This is a genomic window from Paenibacillus abyssi (genome assembly GCF_014640295.1).
Classification (GTDB): Bacteria; Bacillota; Bacilli; order Paenibacillales; family Paenibacillaceae; genus Paenibacillus_D; species Paenibacillus_D abyssi.
On the sequence record NZ_BMGR01000010.1, the window covers coordinates 13,003 to 28,894 of the forward strand.

A 15,892-nucleotide genomic window follows, 5' to 3' on the forward strand; every position below is an offset into this window, starting at 1 on the left:
AGTATATCAATACCAGAGCGTCGATCCAAATGCTGCTAATATAGGACGGACCAAAGTTGGGCGTAATATTTCGAAAAATAAAGTAAAAACGAGAATAACCAGTATTAACCCAATAATTTCATACTTGAAGTATTAGAATATTCGCCAATAATTCGTTATAATTCCATACAGTGCACATCGGCCCCGACTTTTCTGAGAGTGGAAAGTCACATATAACATAATAGGAGGTTTATTTATTTTGTTGCAAAAATTACATCAAGCATGGTTCTCGAATGTGCGCAGCGATGTCCTCTCCGGGATTACAGTCGCTCTGGCGCTTATTCCTGAAGCTATTGCGTTCTCGATCATCGCGGGTGTTGACCCAATGGTCGGGTTGTACGCGTCGTTCTGTATTGCCATCGTTATCTCCATCGTAGGAGGAAGGCCTGGCATGATATCAGCTGCGACGGGTGCCATGGCACTGCTCATGGTCACGCTGGTTAAAAATCACGGGATCGAATATTTATTTGCTGCGACTATTCTTGCGGGGATTTTCCAGTATATTCTAGGTTTACTGAAGATGGGGCGCTTCATCACCTTCGTCCCCCAATCTGTTATGACAGGCTTTGTTAATGCGCTGGCGATACTTATTTTTATGGCGCAGTTAGTTCATTTTGTCGGTGCCGGATGGATAATGTACGCACTGGTTGCCTTGACGCTTACCATTATCTATGTGCTTCCGCGCTTCACCAAGGCGGTTCCTTCGGCGCTTGTAGCGATTATCGTCGTATCCATGATCACGATCAGCATGAATCTGAACGTGAGCACGGTCGGCGACATGGGAACAATTACAAGCACACTGCCTTTCTTCCAAATTCCAGAGGTGATGTTTACGCTAGAAACGTTATGGATCATTTTGCCTTATTCGATCTCACTGGCGTTAGTCGGCATTCTTGAATCCTTGCTGACCGCTACGATCGTTGATGAGATGACCGAAACGTCTAGTGATAAGAACAAAGAAGTGAAGGGCCAAGGTATTGCCAATGTTGTGACCGGCTTTTTCGGCGGCATGGCCGGCTGTGCAATGATCGGCCAGACGGTCATTAATGTCAAATCCGGTGGACGCACAAGATTATCCACTCTCACTGCAGGGGTATTTCTATTATTTCTGATTATGGTATTAAGCGATGTCGTCATGCTCATCCCCATGGCAGCACTGGTAGGAGTAATGATTATGGTATCGATCGGAACCTTCGATTGGAAATCCTTGACCGAGTTGAAGCGAATTCCGCGCCCCGATGCGCTTGTGATGATCGTTACCGTATCGATCGTTGTCGCGACGCATGATTTGTCAATGGGTGTGATTGCAGGTGTTGTACTTAGCGCGCTTATCTTTGCTTGGCGGATTGCCAAGATCCGCGTCGCATCGTCTGCTGCTGCCGGCGGTACCGTCACTTACAAGATTGCCGGACAGCTTTTCTTTGGAACAACGACATCTTTTGTTAACGGATTTCAATTCCAACAAGAGGATGTAAAACATATCGTGATCGATTTCACCCAATCTCATGTATGGGACCAATCGGCAGTAACGGCCATTGCAAAGGTCATCCTTCGGTTTGAAAAATACGGGAGAAATGTAGATATTGTAGGACTTAACGAAGAAAGCCGTGTTTTAATCGAACGGATCGGGCTTGCCGCACCTAGCGGTCATTAAAAAAATAATGTCTCACCGACGGCACCACCTTCTCCTTACGGAAGATGTGGTGCCGTTTTATTCATGAAGAAATTTTGAACAATTTGTAATTTATAATCTTTCAATTGATAATTCAGGCTATAATGGGCTTGTCAGGTTGATCCAAAATACGCGGGAGGTTACATTAATTATGTTCGGAACGCCAATCAGCCGGCTGCGGGCAGTCGGACTTTATGAGGGAATTTCTTTTTTAGTTTTGCTTATTATCGCGATGCCGCTGAAGTATTGGATGGATATTCCTCAGGTCGTAACGGTAGTTGGGGCGCTGCACGGCGTATTGTTCATCGTTTACATGCTTGCACTCGCTCACGTCACCTTTAAACACCGCTGGTCATTCGGCAAAGTTTTTGCAGGCTTCATCGCCGCCTTTCTGCCGTTCGGCACATTTGTTTTCGACAGCCGCATCTTACGTAAAGCGGAGTAACGGCAATTCACAGAAATGAGTAAAATAAAAGCTCGGAAGGCTGTCCCTGGGATCAGCCCTCCGAGCTTTTCATTAATTATCATCATTCTCCGAAGAAGGTACGCCTATTCTGGAAATGACCTGCTCGAGCTCCTCCGGATGAAGCAATTCAACCGGTGACATCCCCTTCTCGAATTCAAAACCGTCCCCTTCAATCACAACTACATATCGCCCATTGTGCTTTGCAAAATGAATATGCTGGCCATAGTCTGATAACAGCCCTTTAACCGCAACGCCTCCGAGCTTGAATTTAAAATCAAGGTCCGGTTTGTGTTCGATTAACTGTGCGGCTGCTTCTACGACATAATCATGCGACCATTTCTCCTGCAGATCCCTTTTCTCGCTTGCTGCCCATATTTCCAAGCTTTCCTGTTCCATCTGCCTGCCCTGCTCATTATCCGGCGCTGCCTGCCATTTCTCATCCATGTATTGGTGGACCATTTCAATGACCTGCTCGCTTACAATTTCCGGCATGGGCTTCTCATAGGCGACAAAACGAAGAAAATCTTCAAAGTAACGGGCATGAGTCGCCTGATGAATCTTGAGCTCCCATTCATCCAGCATGCCTTCTTCCGGCATATGAGGGTATTGAATGGATTTAATGCTTCTTGCGCTGATTGCCATCTCCACATGGGAGATCAGACTTCGCTCATCTGCAATTCGGGCAATCTTTGATTCAAAATCACATTTCATCACAAACAACAGCGGTTCATCAAGCACCTTCGTCGGTTTGGCAATCGCGACGATAAATGCGCCGCCCCTAACCGCGTTTGTCTCCATATAGATCCGAACCATTTCATCGGCAAAGCCGAGAAATTCTTCTTTGCTATCGGAGGAACGAAGCCTTTGCATCAGATTGTAGTTAGGATTGCTGTCCAGCTCATAGCCCGGTTCAACAATAAATCGGCCGATTTTTGTCGGTGCCGCCTCGGTGCTGGGGTTTTTCTCCACTTTTCGTTTATTTATTCTTCCGAACTCGCTATCTAAAAAAGACTTCAGCTCGCTTTCGGCATAATCTTCATGGTCCATCGTTTGATAGTGCTTGAAGCTCTTCGACGATTGCGATCCGTCCCCGTCGGTTTGGATGACAAAGAAGGATAAATATTGGATAGAAAATGACATCGTTTCGGTACCCCTTTTATCGTTTCATCATGTACCGATCTATTGTATCAAGGTTCGACGATTTTGTCGTCCCTTCGAATGACAGCTAATACCGGATTATAAGCCGAATCGTTCCACATGCTCCCAAAGCTGCTCCTTGATCAGGATTTCCTTCTGCTTTGCACCAATCAGATCAAAATGGGGAAACAGCTTCCGGCGGTGGATATACTCAGGATTCAAACCGTGCTCCAGGCACCAAGCGCTCAGCTTCTCCAGATCCGAACAACCTACTTTTGTTACGGTCTTTATACCGGGAAATCGGGGTTCAAACCAATAATGGGTTAAATACGCGATCTCCCCTTGCCGTACCCGTTCCTTCCATAACATCATCTCTGCCCGTTTAATTCCGAATGCCATTGTCTCTCCCTGCTCTCTTCACCTAGTCTCTTTATTGTGCAGGATTGTTAGAGGGTTAGCAAGACCTCACCTGTGCACGGCTTTTGGAGAAAACATATCGGCTGCGATCCGGCTCCAGGCAGACGGGCATCAAACACTGGTCATTGAAAAAAACGAGCGTGTCGGCGGCAAGCTGAACAAGCGCTCATGTGCTGGATACACCTTTGATACGGGTCCTTCTATTTTGACGACGTTTATTGGAAGAGCAGGGCGGCCAGATAAGGACAAACTGTGAAATGAAGGAAATTGTAGCGGATATAATCCTAGATGATCTGGCGAAGCAAGCTGCAATATAACAAACGGAAGCGGTTAAAACCGTCTTTGGTGACGGGAAATCCATCCGGGATGAATTCTAGTAAGGGGCCCCCGGCACAAGGCCCTTACTTTCTCCAAAACCATTTTTTGATTTCTTCCAGCGGCTTCAACTCTTTTTTCGCGCTCATATTCGGTTCTGCGCCTGTACCACTGCAGCGAATGCACATCGTCTTTCTGGGAAGGGGCCCCATCGCCTTTATCTTCCCTTTTCCTCCGCATGCTGTGCATTTCATCACCTGGCCTCCTCCATTGTCGTAAGGACCTCTATTCAATTGTATGAATATAATTGTGACGCCAAGACGATTTTCTGTTTTTCTCTTTTTGCCAAGCTGGCGGCTGCTGTTCAAATTAAACTGACAGGATGTTCTGCATTTTGCCTTATAACCTGTTATACTAGTTAAATCATGTTAACTCATTTAGAAAAGAGGCCGTTACGTTATGTCTTTACCATTTCAAAATCTGGGCATCCGCTATTCATTGGCGTCCCTGTTAAAATCGGGCGGAGTGTTCGAGCCGACACCCGTACAAAAAAATACCATTCCTGTCGTCTTGGACGGCCGAGATGTAATCGTTCAAGCTCAGACCGGCACAGGCAAAACATTGGCTTTTGCACTGCCGATCCTGGAAAAAATTCAGCCGGATAACCGGAACGTTCAAGCGTTAATCATTACACCGACGAGAGAATTAGCGATTCAAATTACGAAGGAAATAAACAAACTGGCTTCCGCAATCGGCTGTAATGTTCTGGCTGCCTATGGCGGCCAAGATGTTGAAAGCCAAATCCGCAAGCTGCAAGGAACCGCGCATATCGTTGTCGGGACCCCGGGAAGGCTGCTGGATCATCTGCGTAGAGGAACGGTAGAGTTCTGGAAGCTATCGATGCTTGTATTAGACGAAGCGGATCAAATGCTGCATATGGGTTTCCTGAACGAGGTGGAGGAAATTCTTTCCCAAACGTCAAAACACCGGCAGACGATGCTCTTCTCTGCCACAATGCCTGATAGCGTGAAGAGACTTGCTGTGCAGTATATGCGGGACCCTGAGGACATACGCATTCAAGGGGAACGAATCACCCTGGATAACATTAATCAATATGTCGTTGAAACGACCGATCGTGCGAAGCTGCAGACGCTGGTTAAAATGGTTGAAACCGATCGGCCCTATCTGGCAGTCGTATTCTGCCGTACGAAAATCCGTGCGAAAAAGCTTGCCGAATCGTTATTGTCGCTCGGACTTGAAGTAGACGAGCTGCATGGCGATCTGACCCAGGCCAAACGTGAGCAGGTCATGAAACGTTTCCGCAGCGCCAAGCTGCAGCTGCTTGTGGCAACCGATGTCGCAGCACGCGGATTGGATGTGGAAGGCGTTACACATGTTTTTAATTATGACATCCCTCAAGATGCGGAAACGTATATCCATCGGATCGGCCGTACAGGCCGGGCTGGACATAAAGGCACAGCTATTACACTAGCTTCTCCAAGAGACCGAATGACACTTCAAGTCATTGAACGCGGTATCGATGCCACCCTGGAACGTCGCAGCATGGGCACTCTCGATGTCATTGCGGAAGCGAAGGTATCGGATGAACGCACCAGCCGATCTGCAGGTGCCTCCTCGAGAGGAAGAAAGACAAACGCTTCCAATCGCGGGGATTACAGCGGTAAACCAATGAGAAAAGCGCCCGGCAATGCCGGACGCGATCATAGAAGAAATGAAGCAAGCCGTGACGATAATACGCAAGAGACGACGCGCGGAGTACGCGGACAAGCCCAGGAACATGGACGGGGACGCAGTTCCAAGTCAAACTCATCCCGCAATGGTGCAGGCTCTTCTCGCAGCGGCTCAAGCTCATCCCGCAATGGTGCAGGCTCTTCTCGCAGCGGCTCAAGCTCATCCCGCAATGGAGCAAGCTCTTCTCGCGGCGGCTCAAGCCCGGCCCGCAATGGAGCAAGCTCTTCTCGCGGCGGCTCAAGCCCGGCCCGCAACGGAGCAGGTTCTTCTCGCGGCGGCGGACGAGGACGCAGCGGCAGATAATCTAGGTACGGGGACGAACCCGGCTTGTCGGCATGGCGACCAACGGATCTTCAGGCCAATAATGTTTAGGATAACGTCCCTTCAAATCCTTTTTGACCTCGAAATATGTCGTGCTCCAGAAACTTTCCAAATCCCGAGTCACCTGCACCGGGCGCTGCGCCGGAGATAACAAATGCAGGATGACCGGGATTTTTCCATTTCCGATGCTAGGCGTACGCAGCAGACCGAATACCTCTTGAAGCCGAACAGCGATTGCCGGCGCACTGCTATCCGTGTAATCAACCGGAATCCGCGACCCGCTTGGCACGGTAATATAGGTCGGCGCCGCATCTTCCAATATACGCTGCTGCTGCCAAGACAACATTAATTCCAACACTGCTTTTACTTGAAGCCGCTGCAGATCATTGCCGCTTCGCATTCCGACTAAGTGAGGCAGAAGCCATTCATCCAATGTTTCCAGCAAATTCTCCTCATCCATCGAAGGCCAAGCGGGATCAATCTCTTGCATAAAGCGGTTCCTCTGCTGATACTGCCGCGCCTGCTTAGTCCATGGCAGCAAGTCCAAGCCTTCTTGGCGTACGGCATCCGTTAGAGCGGCAGCAACAGCCTCTGCATCAGGGGCGGATTGCTGCCTTTCTTTTATGACAAGCGCACCGAGCCTGACTTGCTCTTTCGCTTTCACCGTCCGCAGCTCCCGATCCCAAGCCACAGAGGATTCCGTAATCAGCTCTTCCTTAAAATAAAACTCCATATCGGGCAGCTCAATCGGCGCGGCAAGCTGTATCCGGCTATCCGCGCCAATATCATCAAGCTCCGCGGCAGCAAGGTAAGGCGAATTAGACAGGACTTGAAGATCTGTGATAACAGCCCCCCTTCCGTTTCGAAGCAAAAACCTGCCGCCGGATCTTCCTTTTGCAATCCGGTCAGGATAAGCGAAGGCAAGCAGCAGTCCGCATTTATCGAAATGCCTTATCCGCTCCCCGCTTCTCGGGATATCAAAGGACTGCTGCCACTGCTGCGCTTCAGCCAGGATCCGCCTCCGGAGGGCATGATCAACCGTATAACCAGGGAGCTCCACTCCAGCAAGCGCCTCCATTCTGAGACGCATGTCGACTTCTGCTCTTCCTCCTGACATTCGCAGCAAATCCCGTTCTCCCAGCAATGCCGCAAGCATGCAAGCTTCCGGTCCTAATCCTAACTTTGCAGCGCGGACAATCATATGGGACAGCCTGGGATGTCCTCCTGCAGAAGCCAACCGGCGGCCATGCTCTGTCGGCTTTCCTGTTTGATCTATCGCACCTAATTGCTGCAGCAGCTGTACTGCTTGTTGATAGGCTGCTTCCGGCGGCGGATCAAGCCATAACAGTTCATCAGGCTCCGTAACTCCCCAGCTGGCCAATTCCAATACGAACGGCGCCAAATCCGCTTCGCGAATTTCCGGTACGCCGCTCTCTTCAAGCATCCGATCCTCTTCCTCTGTCCACAGGCGGTAGCAAACACCGGGTCCAAGCCTTCCCGCACGTCCCCGCCGCTGATCAGCCGATGCTCTGGATACGGCAACCGTCTCAAGGCGAGTCATGCCGGTGCGCGGTGAAAACCGGGGTACCCGCATCCGGCCGCTGTCAATCACAATATGGACGCCTTCCACCGTCAAGCTTGATTCCGCAATGGAGGTGCTGAGCACAATCTTGCGTTTGCCATCAGCACTACGCTTGATTGCCGCATCCTGCGCTTCAAGCGACAAATTGCCATGCAGCGGAGTGATGGCAATCGTCCGGGACAGGTTTTGTTCCTCCAGAAGTCTTCGCACTCTGTTGATTTCTCCGGCACCAGGCAAAAAGACGAGCAGATCGCCTTCCTTTTGTTCTGATAAAGCCCTGAAGATCGTCCGAGCAACTGCCGTCTCTATTTTCTCTTCGATCTGCTGCTGGGTAAAGAGCGTTTGCACCGGAAAAACCCGGCCTTCGCTGCGAATGACCGGCGCGTCATTTAACAGCTTGGCAACCTTATCCGTTTCCAATGTGGCAGACATAACAAGCAGCCGCAGTTCATCCCTCAGCAACTGCTGCGTTTGAAGACTAAGGGCCAGGCCAAGATCAGCATGCAGGCTCCGCTCATGAAATTCATCAAAGATAATTAAGCCGACACCCTCGAGCGCCTGATCTACCTGCAGCATCCTGGTCAGCACGCCTTCTGTGACGACCTCGATTCTAGTATTCGGGCCAACCTTGGTATCCATACGCACACGGTAGCCCACCGTTGCGCCAGTTGGTTCACCCAGTGCGGATGACATATAATGTGCTGCAGCCCGCGCAGCCAAGCGGCGCGGCTCCAGCATAACGATCTTCTTTCCATTAAGCCAAGGTTCATTCAACAATGCCAGGGGCACCCTTGTCGTTTTTCCGGCACCCGGAGCTGCGACCAGCACAGCTGAATTTCGAACACTTAACGTTGATTTTAATGAAGGAACGACCTTATCAATCGGAAGTTCCGACATATAACGATGCCTCCTCAGAACGATGTTCTACTTTAAAAGGCACCTTAAACGCAACTGATGCCCCAACCTCTCTATCCTGCTTCAATACGATCTCTCCCTGCATCAGTTCTGTCAGTTTTTTGCATATTGCAAGGCCGAGTCCGGTTCCTTCAAAACTCCGATTGGTCGAAGAGTCAAGCTGGGAAAAAGGCTCAAAAATCCGATTCCGCATCTCAGGAGCAATCCCGATCCCAGTGTCGGATACGACAAACTCAAGCTGAATGCGATTCACATCGTCTCTACCTTCTGCATCCAGCAGCACTTCAAGCTTGACTGAACCGGATGGCGTAAATTTCACCGCATTGTCAATGAGATTAATTAATATTTGTCTTAAACGGACAGGATCGCCGATTAACCAAGCTGGAATATCCATAGCTACACTGGATTCCAGGATAAGCCCTTTTTCCATTGCAGGCTGTTCGAATAGTTCTAAACACTCCTCGAGAACATATTCAAGCTTGAATACTTCCTCGTTAAGTGAGATTTTCCCGGTTTCAATGCGTGAAAAATCGAGTATAGCATTGATAATCCGCAATAATGCTTCTGCGCTTTTTCCCTGCAGCTCGAGCAGCTCCCTTTGGCTGTCATCAAGCTCAGTCTCCAGAACCAGCTCATTAATGCCTATGATTCCATTTAAAGGCGTTCGAATTTCATGGCTCATGACAGAGAGGAACTCACTTTTTACCTTTGCAGCGCTTTCCGCTTCTTCTTTAGCCTGTATTAACGCCAATTCCGCTTCTTTTTGCGAGGTGATGTCCTTACAGATGATATAGATATACTGATGTTCTTCGAGAAATAAGGGGAACATGGTCGTGCTCAAAATAATCTTGCTTCCGTTGCGGTGGCGAATGGAAAAATCCGTTTTTTGCGGGTTCCCTTTTTTCACCTCTTCGTAGCTCGTGATCAGCTTTTCCAGTTCATTCTGGTCATATAATAGACTACCGCGTTTCATATTTATAAATTCATCTGCGGAATAACCTGTGATTCGCTCCGATGAAGGATTCGCACTGACAAAATGATTGGTTTTAGGATCAAAGCATACAACCAGATCCGGACTGTGCTCAAATAACATCATATATCTCTTCTCATTATACCGTGCCAGCCGCATCATATTTTTCCGATCGATAAACAAACCGAAAAGCACAAGCGATAAAATGAACAAGACTGTGATTCCGACAATCACGGCAAGCGTCGAACGATCGATCGCCGTATCATTTCCAACATAAGCGCTATCCGTAAAAGGGGTGAAATGTGCAGCCAGCATGGCTGTATAATGCATGCCGGCGATAGCGGCCCCTAAACAAACCGCCCCGATGATCTTGCTCTTCATGGCAGCTGGCTCGGACAATCGTTCCCGACGCATGAACGAGAAGTGTAACGACAACAATGATGTCACAAACGCGATGACAACAGAAATCGCCACAAGATAAACATCATGCGTCAAATCCGCTGGCATCCGCATGGATGCCATCCCGGTATAATGCATGCTTACAATCCCTAACCCGACTAATAATCCACCCAGCAGCCAATACATTCTCTTTACAGAATTTCTTGTGATTAAGAACAAGGCTACCATCGCCGCAGAGATTGGGAGTATAACAGACAAGAGCATCGTAGGTAAATGGTATGAAATCGGAAAATCCGTATGAAAAGCAAGCATGCCGATAAAATGCATGGACCAAATGCCGATTCCAAGCACGGTGGAAGCCAGAAGCATCCATTTGATTGATCTGGTGCCTGACACCAGAATCCGGTCAATTAAGTCGATTGCTGTATAAGCGGCAACTATAGAAACCAATATCGAGAAAAAGACAATGAACCCGCTAAAATGGCCGATACTATGATGCATCTTTCTTCTCCTTGACAAAAAAAGTGATAGAATGCATATCTCACTCTATATTAACCTTGTTATGATATTATCAAACGGTTTTTTTGTTTATTTTAAATCGATTATACATGAAAGATATCGGCTTTGTCCGCTGTTTGGAGACGAATTTACAATCTTTAAGATAATCTTAAGCCATTCTTAAACCATCAACGCCTATCATTAAATCGGATTCAGGGCTTGCCTCTGCCGGGCTGTTCATGTTATCATTTCCATTGTATTACTCATGGAGCTGTGGTGTAGAGGCCTAACATGCCTGCCTGTCACGCAGGAGACCGCGGGTTCGAATCCCGTCAGCTCCGCCATTTTTCACTTACATAACACTTCAATATAACGAGCAAGGGATCACCGTATCCTTGGCTCGTTTTTTGTACGGGGTGATAGGGATGAGCCGTTTGAGAGGCCGCTTTGCGCCAACGCCTTCCGGCGAGTTACATATCGGCAATGGATATACGGCTCTTCTGGCCTGGCTGCAGATTCGCCAAGCCGGAGGCCAATTTATACTGCGAATAGAAGATATCGACACGACACGCTCGAGAAAAGAGTTGGCCGGGCTCATCATGAACGATCTGAGATGGCTTGGGATCGATTGGGATGAGGGTCCTGATATTGGCGGGCCCTGCGGTCCCTACACTCAATCCGAGAGACTGGAGATTTATGAGCTTGCGCTGCGGCGTTTAAGTGTTGGCGGCAAGCTTTATTCTTGTTTCTGCAGCCGTGCCGAATTAAGGGCGATTGCAAGTGCGCCTCACGGGTTATCTTCAGAAGGGCCGTTATACCCGGGAACTTGCCGTCTTCTTTCCGATAAGCAGCGTGCTGCCAAATCGGCCTACAAGACTCCATCCCAGCGTTTTCAAATGCGGGAAGAGGCCGTTCGTTACATCGATCTGGCCGCTGGTGAACAATCATTTTCTCCAGGCTCAGGCGGGGATTTTGTTATAAAACGTGCGGATGGCATCAACAGCTATCAGCTTGCAGTAGTCGTTGACGATGCACTGATGGGCATTACAGATGTATTGCGGGGCTCAGATCTGCTCGACTCGATGCCGCGGCAGCTCCAGCTTTACGAGGCGCTAGGCTATGAACCGCCAAGATTCGCGCATGTGCCGCTGCTTCACGGTTCGGATGGCAAGCGGCTAGCCAAGCGGCAGGGCGACTTCTCCATTGCTGCGATACGGGAAGCCGTCCGTCATCCCGAACCGATCATAGGCTTATTGGCGTTTTTATGCAACCTGCATGACCGCCCCGAGCCGATATCGGCCCGTGAGCTGATCCCTTATTTCGATCTAAACAAATTGCCTAAACAGGCGATTAAGCTTGATGTTTCCATGCTTCAGCGCCTCCACAAATGAACATTAACCGCTGCGGCCTTATGCCAACCGAGTCCATGTGCCACTTCCCAGACCGACCTTGTACAAGCTGCCGCACGGTACATCCAGATCCCAAAAGGACAGCTCTGGCAGTAGATACGTAAGCAGCATACGGACGGGTCCTCCATGAGAGACAATCAAAATATCGTTTTTTACACCTAGGCCGCAGCGTAGCGGGTCAATAACATCGGCCGCAAAGCGGATGATGCGCCCGTGCAGCGCATCGGTTGTTTCCCCGCCAGGCGGAGCATGCCGGGCCTGATCAATCAGCCATTGGCTGTATTGCGGATCCGGGCTTAAGTCCTCATAGGTCTTTCCTTCCCAGCTGCCAAAGTGAAGCTCGCGCAGCCTGTCGTCAAATACCGCATGCCCGATCCAATCCGCACGCACCTCCAGCAGCGTTTGCTTCGCCCGGATTAAATCACTGCAATAAACCGCAGTGAAGGCTGCACCTCGCAGTTGATCCTTTGCGTCCTCCAGCAGCGGCAGCTCGTCTATATCCAAGGGTTGATCCGTATGGCCGATATAACGGCGCTCCTTGTTCCAAGCTGTTTTCCCATGGCGAAGCAAGTAGACTGAAGCTTCTGCCGGGCCCGATTCAACTCTCATGCTGCGTCACCGTCGCCATGTATACACTGTCGTAGACAACCTTGCCTATGATGTTGCCGATCGTTGTGGCCGCTCCGGCATAACGGTGGATCTCTTGAAAGTTTTCACTCTGGCTGACACCGATCATCAGCGCATCGGTCGTCGTTCCTGTAGCGATGCTGCCGGTAACCAAGTCCTGAATACCCAGATCGGACAGGGCTGCTGCCTTTGCTTCAGCAGCTGTAATTAAGGCATTGACCATGGCGGAGTGTGACATCCTTCCGTCTACAAATACCATCGTATTAATCGTTCCCACCGCCGGATAGGCAGAGAACACCGGCCTTGCCAAGCCTGCACGGGCAGCGTTGCGAGTGCCGGAAGTTGAGCAGCAGACGATCCGGAAATGATCCCCGTGCTGTTCCGCGATCGCCGCATGAGTAAGCTTGGCCGCCGTGATCAATCCGATCGTTGTATCAGCCGGATATTCCCAATGCCCCAACTGTTCGAGCACATCGGATACAGGATCTGAGCATTGATAGCTTAGCGGCACCCGCCAGTTCACCCAATGATCCGCCATCCGCAAGCCGCCGTTGTACACCGCACTGCTTATGCATTCCAGCTGCCCTGTTCCTTTTACCAGAAGGTGGTCATCGCGATACGATATCATCAAGCCCGGCCATACAGATGAGCAGTAGTCTTGTCCACTGCGAAAAGGCTGTACCATCTCTACTCCCCTTTCCTGAATGTTGTTTCGAGTAAGGAATAGATCCTCTCGATATCAACATGCGCCCGAACATGGGCCGCTAGACGATCGAAGGCCGCTTCACGCCGTTCTTTAAATGCAATTCCCGCTTCTAATGGCGGCCACTCTTTTTCGCTGCGGATTCGGTTCAGCAGCGCACGGCGGAATCCATCATTATGCAGCACCCCATGAACAAAGCTTCCCCATACTTTGCCGTTTGGCATCGCAGCGCCTTCCCTGAATTGGCAACTGCTCTCTGAAGCGGCTGTATCGGCGGCTTCACTCAGCACAAAGGGATGAACCGTTTCTCCTGTCCAGCGTACTTTCCCCGTATGAATCTCATACCCTTCGATCGGATACGAGCCTTCCATCCCGGGCAGTGAGCCTTGCCCCGAGACACGGACGGTCCGTTTAGCCGAAGCAAAGCTGATTTCAAATGGAAGCAGCCCCAGCCCTTCCAGCTCATCTACATCCGACTCGGTACGCTCGGGATCCAATAAACGTTGTCCGAGCATCTCGTAACCGGCACAAATACCTATCACGTATTTACCGGCACCTGCATGCCGCAGCAGCAAATCCGCCAGACCGGATGATTTCAAAAAGAGCAGGTCATCCATCGTGTTCTTGCTGCCTGGAATAATGACAAGATCCGGATCACCGAATGAATCGGCGCCGGTAATATAACGCAACCGGACATCCGTCTCCTGCAGCAGCGGATCAAAATCAGTAAAATTCGAGATGCGCGGAAGCCGGATCACCGCCACATCTAGATTGCTGCCGGACGGGTCTCGCATCTCCGATGTTTGGCGGTGTGACTCTTCTAACGACAATGAATCCTCAGCCTCAAGGCCAAGCTCCGGCAAATACGGCACCACGCCTAACACCGGCTTTCCGGTGCGCTGCTCCAGCCAATCCAAGCCAGGCTGCAGCAGCGAAACATCGCCGCGGAACTTGTTGATGACAAAGCCGGCCACCCGATCCCGTTCATGGGGCTCAAGCAGCTCCAACGTACCGACGATCGAAGCAAACACGCCGCCTCGATCGATATCTGCCGCAAGAATGACCGGTGCATCCGCCCATGCAGCCATTCTCATATTAACGATATCCCTGTCTTTTAGATTGATCTCCACCGGGCTCCCCGCACCCTCCAGCACGACAAGATCATATTCGCAGCGCAGCCGGTTCAGCGCATCTTTAACGATGCCTTCAGCCACAATTAAGTACTCCTCCCGGTAAGCGCGGGCATTGTAATCCCGAAGCGGACGGCCGTGAACGACAACCTGCGAGACCATATCCTTCTTCGGCTTCAGCAGAATCGGATTCATGTCCGTCGTTGCCAAAATGCCGCAGGCATCCGCCTGCATACCCTGGGCACGGCCGATCTCTTTGCCGTCCCAAGTCACATAAGAATTCAGCGACATGTTCTGCGATTTGAACGGGGCTGTATTCAATCCATCCTGCACAAAAATACGGCAGAGCGCCGTCGTGAGCAGACTTTTGCCCACGTCCGAGGCCGTTCCTTGAATCATAATAGTGCTTGCGAGCTTTTGCTGCCTACTCATCCGATCGCCTCCGCTTCTGCTGCCGGCATGGCAAGCACCGATTTAAGCACGGAGAGCAGCTGCTCGTTCTGTTCACGCAGGCGGATCGCAATCCGGAACCATGAATGGTCCAATCCTTCAAACAATGAAGCATCGCGGATGAGAATGCCCTGTTTACCAAGCTCCTGCTGCAGGGTTGAGGCTTGCCATATCGATTCGGCGGGCAGCCCCGCCAACAAATAATTCGTGTCGCTTTCGTTCACCCTGAGGCCAAGGGAACGAAGCCGCTCTATAAACCAAGGGCGCTCCCCTGCCAGCCAAGACAATGTGCGCGCTTCGTACGCTTTGTCCTGCAAAACTGCACAGCCGATAAGCTGGGCCAGAGAATTGACGCTCCAGGGAACCTGAAGCTCCCGCAGAGCAGCGATCCGGTCAGCTTTCCCTACAATATAACCAAGCCGGATTCCTGGGATCGCGTAAAATTTCGTCAGCGAGCGAACGACAAAAAGCCGATCGGACATCACCGCATCGCGAATGAGGCTGAAGCGCTCACTACCTTGCACAAAATCCAAAAACGCTTCATCGACGACAAACGAATGGCCGTTTTTCATCCCTTCAACAATAATCCCAGGTGCGATTCGCCTGCCGGTCGGATTGTTCGGCGATCCGAGAAACCACAAGTCAGGCTGTTTTTTCATACCGCGTATTTGCTTTGAAGCAAGTTCAAACGAAGCTCCGCTGTCGAGCTGCAGCGTTACGATCTCCGCATCTGCTTTGGCTGCCGCCTCTCCATATTCGGAAAAGCAAGGAACTGTTAATCCGACCCGTGACGGTTTTATATAGCGCACAACCAAATCAATTAACTCTGCCGCCCCGTTGCCAACAAGAATACAGCTCTCATCTATGCCGTGCCGGGCTGCCAATGCTTGCCTCAGCTCACGAACTGCAGGATCCGGATACGTATGAATACGATCCGCATACTCCCGCAGGATCGTTCTTACGATGTCCGGCGGTCCGAATGGATTCATATTCGAGCTAAAATCGATAAACCCGTCCTCCGATCGGCCGAATGCCTCGGCAGCCGTCCTTAAGTCACCACCATGTCCATATCGTTCGAGCATTCTAATCC

At 50.3% G+C, this 15,892-nt stretch carries 14 protein-coding genes and 1 tRNA gene; 6 read left to right on the forward strand and 9 right to left on the reverse strand.

Annotated features, from left to right (window positions below; genetic code table 11):
• Window positions 1-235: 235 nt before the first annotated feature.
• Window positions 236-1,693, forward strand: a complete 1,458-nt coding sequence (locus tag IEW11_RS15245; protein ID WP_373289334.1) for a SulP family inorganic anion transporter — start codon at window positions 236-238, stop codon at window positions 1,691-1,693.
• Between the two features lie 169 nt (window positions 1,694-1,862).
• A complete protein-coding gene (locus tag IEW11_RS15250; protein WP_188531934.1) occupies window positions 1,863-2,156 on the forward strand; it encodes a DUF3817 domain-containing protein in 294 nt (97 codons plus the stop codon).
• A 72-nt stretch (window positions 2,157-2,228) separates the two neighbouring features.
• Here IEW11_RS15250 and IEW11_RS15255 read toward each other — a convergent pair whose 3' ends face one another.
• The gene (locus IEW11_RS15255) at window positions 2,229-3,317 is read right to left on the reverse strand and encodes a DUF3900 domain-containing protein (protein ID WP_188531935.1); all 1,089 of its coding nucleotides are present in this window, start codon (window positions 3,315-3,317) and stop codon (window positions 2,229-2,231) included.
• A 96-nt stretch (window positions 3,318-3,413) separates the two neighbouring features.
• Window positions 3,414-3,713 carry a hypothetical protein gene (locus tag IEW11_RS15260; protein ID WP_188531936.1) on the reverse strand — a complete coding sequence of 100 codons (300 nt, stop codon included), beginning with the start codon at window positions 3,711-3,713 and terminating at the stop codon, window positions 3,414-3,416.
• 34 nt (window positions 3,714-3,747) lie between these two features.
• On the opposite strand from IEW11_RS15260, the gene IEW11_RS25460 reads away from it, so the two are divergent.
• Window positions 3,748-3,987, forward strand: coding sequence for an FAD-dependent oxidoreductase (locus IEW11_RS25460; protein WP_444544001.1), 240 nt, complete (start codon window positions 3,748-3,750; stop codon window positions 3,985-3,987).
• A gap of 145 nt (window positions 3,988-4,132) precedes the next feature.
• On the opposite strand, the gene IEW11_RS15270 is transcribed toward IEW11_RS25460, so the two are convergent.
• A complete protein-coding gene (locus IEW11_RS15270; protein ID WP_188531937.1) occupies window positions 4,133-4,300 on the reverse strand; it encodes a hypothetical protein in 168 nt (55 codons plus the stop codon).
• Window positions 4,301-4,505: 205 nt separating this feature from the next.
• Between IEW11_RS15270 and IEW11_RS15275 the strand changes: the two genes are divergently transcribed.
• The gene (locus IEW11_RS15275) at window positions 4,506-6,101 is read left to right on the forward strand and encodes a DEAD/DEAH box helicase (protein WP_188531938.1); all 1,596 of its coding nucleotides are present in this window, start codon (window positions 4,506-4,508) and stop codon (window positions 6,099-6,101) included.
• A 1-nt stretch (window position 6,102) separates the two neighbouring features.
• Here IEW11_RS15275 and hrpB read toward each other — a convergent pair whose 3' ends face one another.
• Both hrpB and IEW11_RS15285 read right to left on the reverse strand, forming a co-directional pair.
• A complete protein-coding gene (gene hrpB / locus IEW11_RS15280; RefSeq protein ID WP_188531939.1) occupies window positions 6,103-8,598 on the reverse strand; it encodes an ATP-dependent helicase HrpB in 2,496 nt (831 codons plus the stop codon).
• The gene (locus tag IEW11_RS15285) at window positions 8,579-10,486 is read right to left on the reverse strand and encodes an MHYT domain-containing protein (RefSeq protein ID WP_188531940.1); all 1,908 of its coding nucleotides are present in this window, start codon (window positions 10,484-10,486) and stop codon (window positions 8,579-8,581) included. Before IEW11_RS15285 ends, hrpB begins: the two co-directional genes overlap by 20 nt.
• 264 nt (window positions 10,487-10,750) lie before the next feature.
• Between IEW11_RS15285 and IEW11_RS15290 the strand changes: the two genes are divergently transcribed.
• Together IEW11_RS15290 and gluQRS are read left to right on the forward strand one after the other, a co-directional pair.
• A tRNA-Asp gene (locus IEW11_RS15290) sits at window positions 10,751-10,827 on the forward strand.
• 81 nt (window positions 10,828-10,908) lie between these two features.
• Complete coding sequence (gluQRS, locus tag IEW11_RS15295) at window positions 10,909-11,874, forward strand: tRNA glutamyl-Q(34) synthetase GluQRS (protein ID WP_188531941.1); 966 nt, start codon at window positions 10,909-10,911, stop codon at window positions 11,872-11,874.
• An 18-nt stretch (window positions 11,875-11,892) separates the two neighbouring features.
• Here gluQRS and IEW11_RS15300 read toward each other — a convergent pair whose 3' ends face one another.
• From IEW11_RS15300 to cobD, 4 genes are read right to left on the reverse strand one after another with little or no spacing between them, the layout of a single operon-like run.
• The gene (locus IEW11_RS15300; RefSeq protein WP_188531942.1) at window positions 11,893-12,501 is read right to left on the reverse strand and encodes a histidine phosphatase family protein; all 609 of its coding nucleotides are present in this window, start codon (window positions 12,499-12,501) and stop codon (window positions 11,893-11,895) included.
• On the reverse strand, window positions 12,491-13,204 hold the full coding sequence (locus tag IEW11_RS15305) for an adenosylcobinamide amidohydrolase (protein WP_188531943.1): 714 nt from the start codon (window positions 13,202-13,204) through the stop codon (window positions 12,491-12,493). Before IEW11_RS15305 ends, IEW11_RS15300 begins: the two co-directional genes overlap by 11 nt.
• A gap of 2 nt (window positions 13,205-13,206) precedes the next feature.
• Window positions 13,207-14,784, reverse strand: a complete 1,578-nt coding sequence (locus IEW11_RS24920; RefSeq protein ID WP_229725322.1) for a cobyric acid synthase — start codon at window positions 14,782-14,784, stop codon at window positions 13,207-13,209.
• Window positions 14,781-15,884, reverse strand: a complete 1,104-nt coding sequence (gene cobD, locus IEW11_RS24925) for a threonine-phosphate decarboxylase CobD (protein WP_229725325.1) — start codon at window positions 15,882-15,884, stop codon at window positions 14,781-14,783. The genes IEW11_RS24920 and cobD overlap by 4 nt, the downstream gene beginning before the upstream one ends.
• Window positions 15,885-15,892 lie beyond the last annotated feature (8 nt).

What these genes read in the sequence shown, in the direction of transcription:
- IEW11_RS15250 (WP_188531934.1), top strand. Translation starts at nt 1,863, where the DNA reads ATGTTCGGAACGCCAATCAGCCGGCTGCGGGCAGTCGGACTTTATGAG.
- IEW11_RS15255 (WP_188531935.1), bottom strand. Translation starts at nt 3,317, where the DNA reads ATGTCATTTTCTATCCAATATTTATCCTTCTTTGTCATCCAAACCGAC.
- IEW11_RS15260 (WP_188531936.1), bottom strand. Translation starts at nt 3,713, where the DNA reads ATGGCATTCGGAATTAAACGGGCAGAGATGATGTTATGGAAGGAACGG.
- IEW11_RS15270 (WP_188531937.1), bottom strand. Translation starts at nt 4,300, where the DNA reads ATGAAATGCACAGCATGCGGAGGAAAAGGGAAGATAAAGGCGATGGGG.
- IEW11_RS15275 (WP_188531938.1), top strand. Translation starts at nt 4,506, where the DNA reads ATGTCTTTACCATTTCAAAATCTGGGCATCCGCTATTCATTGGCGTCC.
- hrpB (WP_188531939.1), bottom strand. Translation starts at nt 8,598, where the DNA reads ATGTCGGAACTTCCGATTGATAAGGTCGTTCCTTCATTAAAATCAACG.
- IEW11_RS15285 (WP_188531940.1), bottom strand. Translation starts at nt 10,486, where the DNA reads ATGCATCATAGTATCGGCCATTTTAGCGGGTTCATTGTCTTTTTCTCG.
- gluQRS (WP_188531941.1), top strand. Translation starts at nt 10,909, where the DNA reads ATGAGCCGTTTGAGAGGCCGCTTTGCGCCAACGCCTTCCGGCGAGTTA.
- IEW11_RS15300 (WP_188531942.1), bottom strand. Translation starts at nt 12,501, where the DNA reads ATGAGAGTTGAATCGGGCCCGGCAGAAGCTTCAGTCTACTTGCTTCGC.
- IEW11_RS15305 (WP_188531943.1), bottom strand. Translation starts at nt 13,204, where the DNA reads ATGGTACAGCCTTTTCGCAGTGGACAAGACTACTGCTCATCTGTATGG.
- IEW11_RS24920 (WP_229725322.1), bottom strand. Translation starts at nt 14,784, where the DNA reads ATGAGTAGGCAGCAAAAGCTCGCAAGCACTATTATGATTCAAGGAACG.
- cobD (WP_229725325.1), bottom strand. Translation starts at nt 15,884, where the DNA reads ATGCTCGAACGATATGGACATGGTGGTGACTTAAGGACGGCTGCCGAG.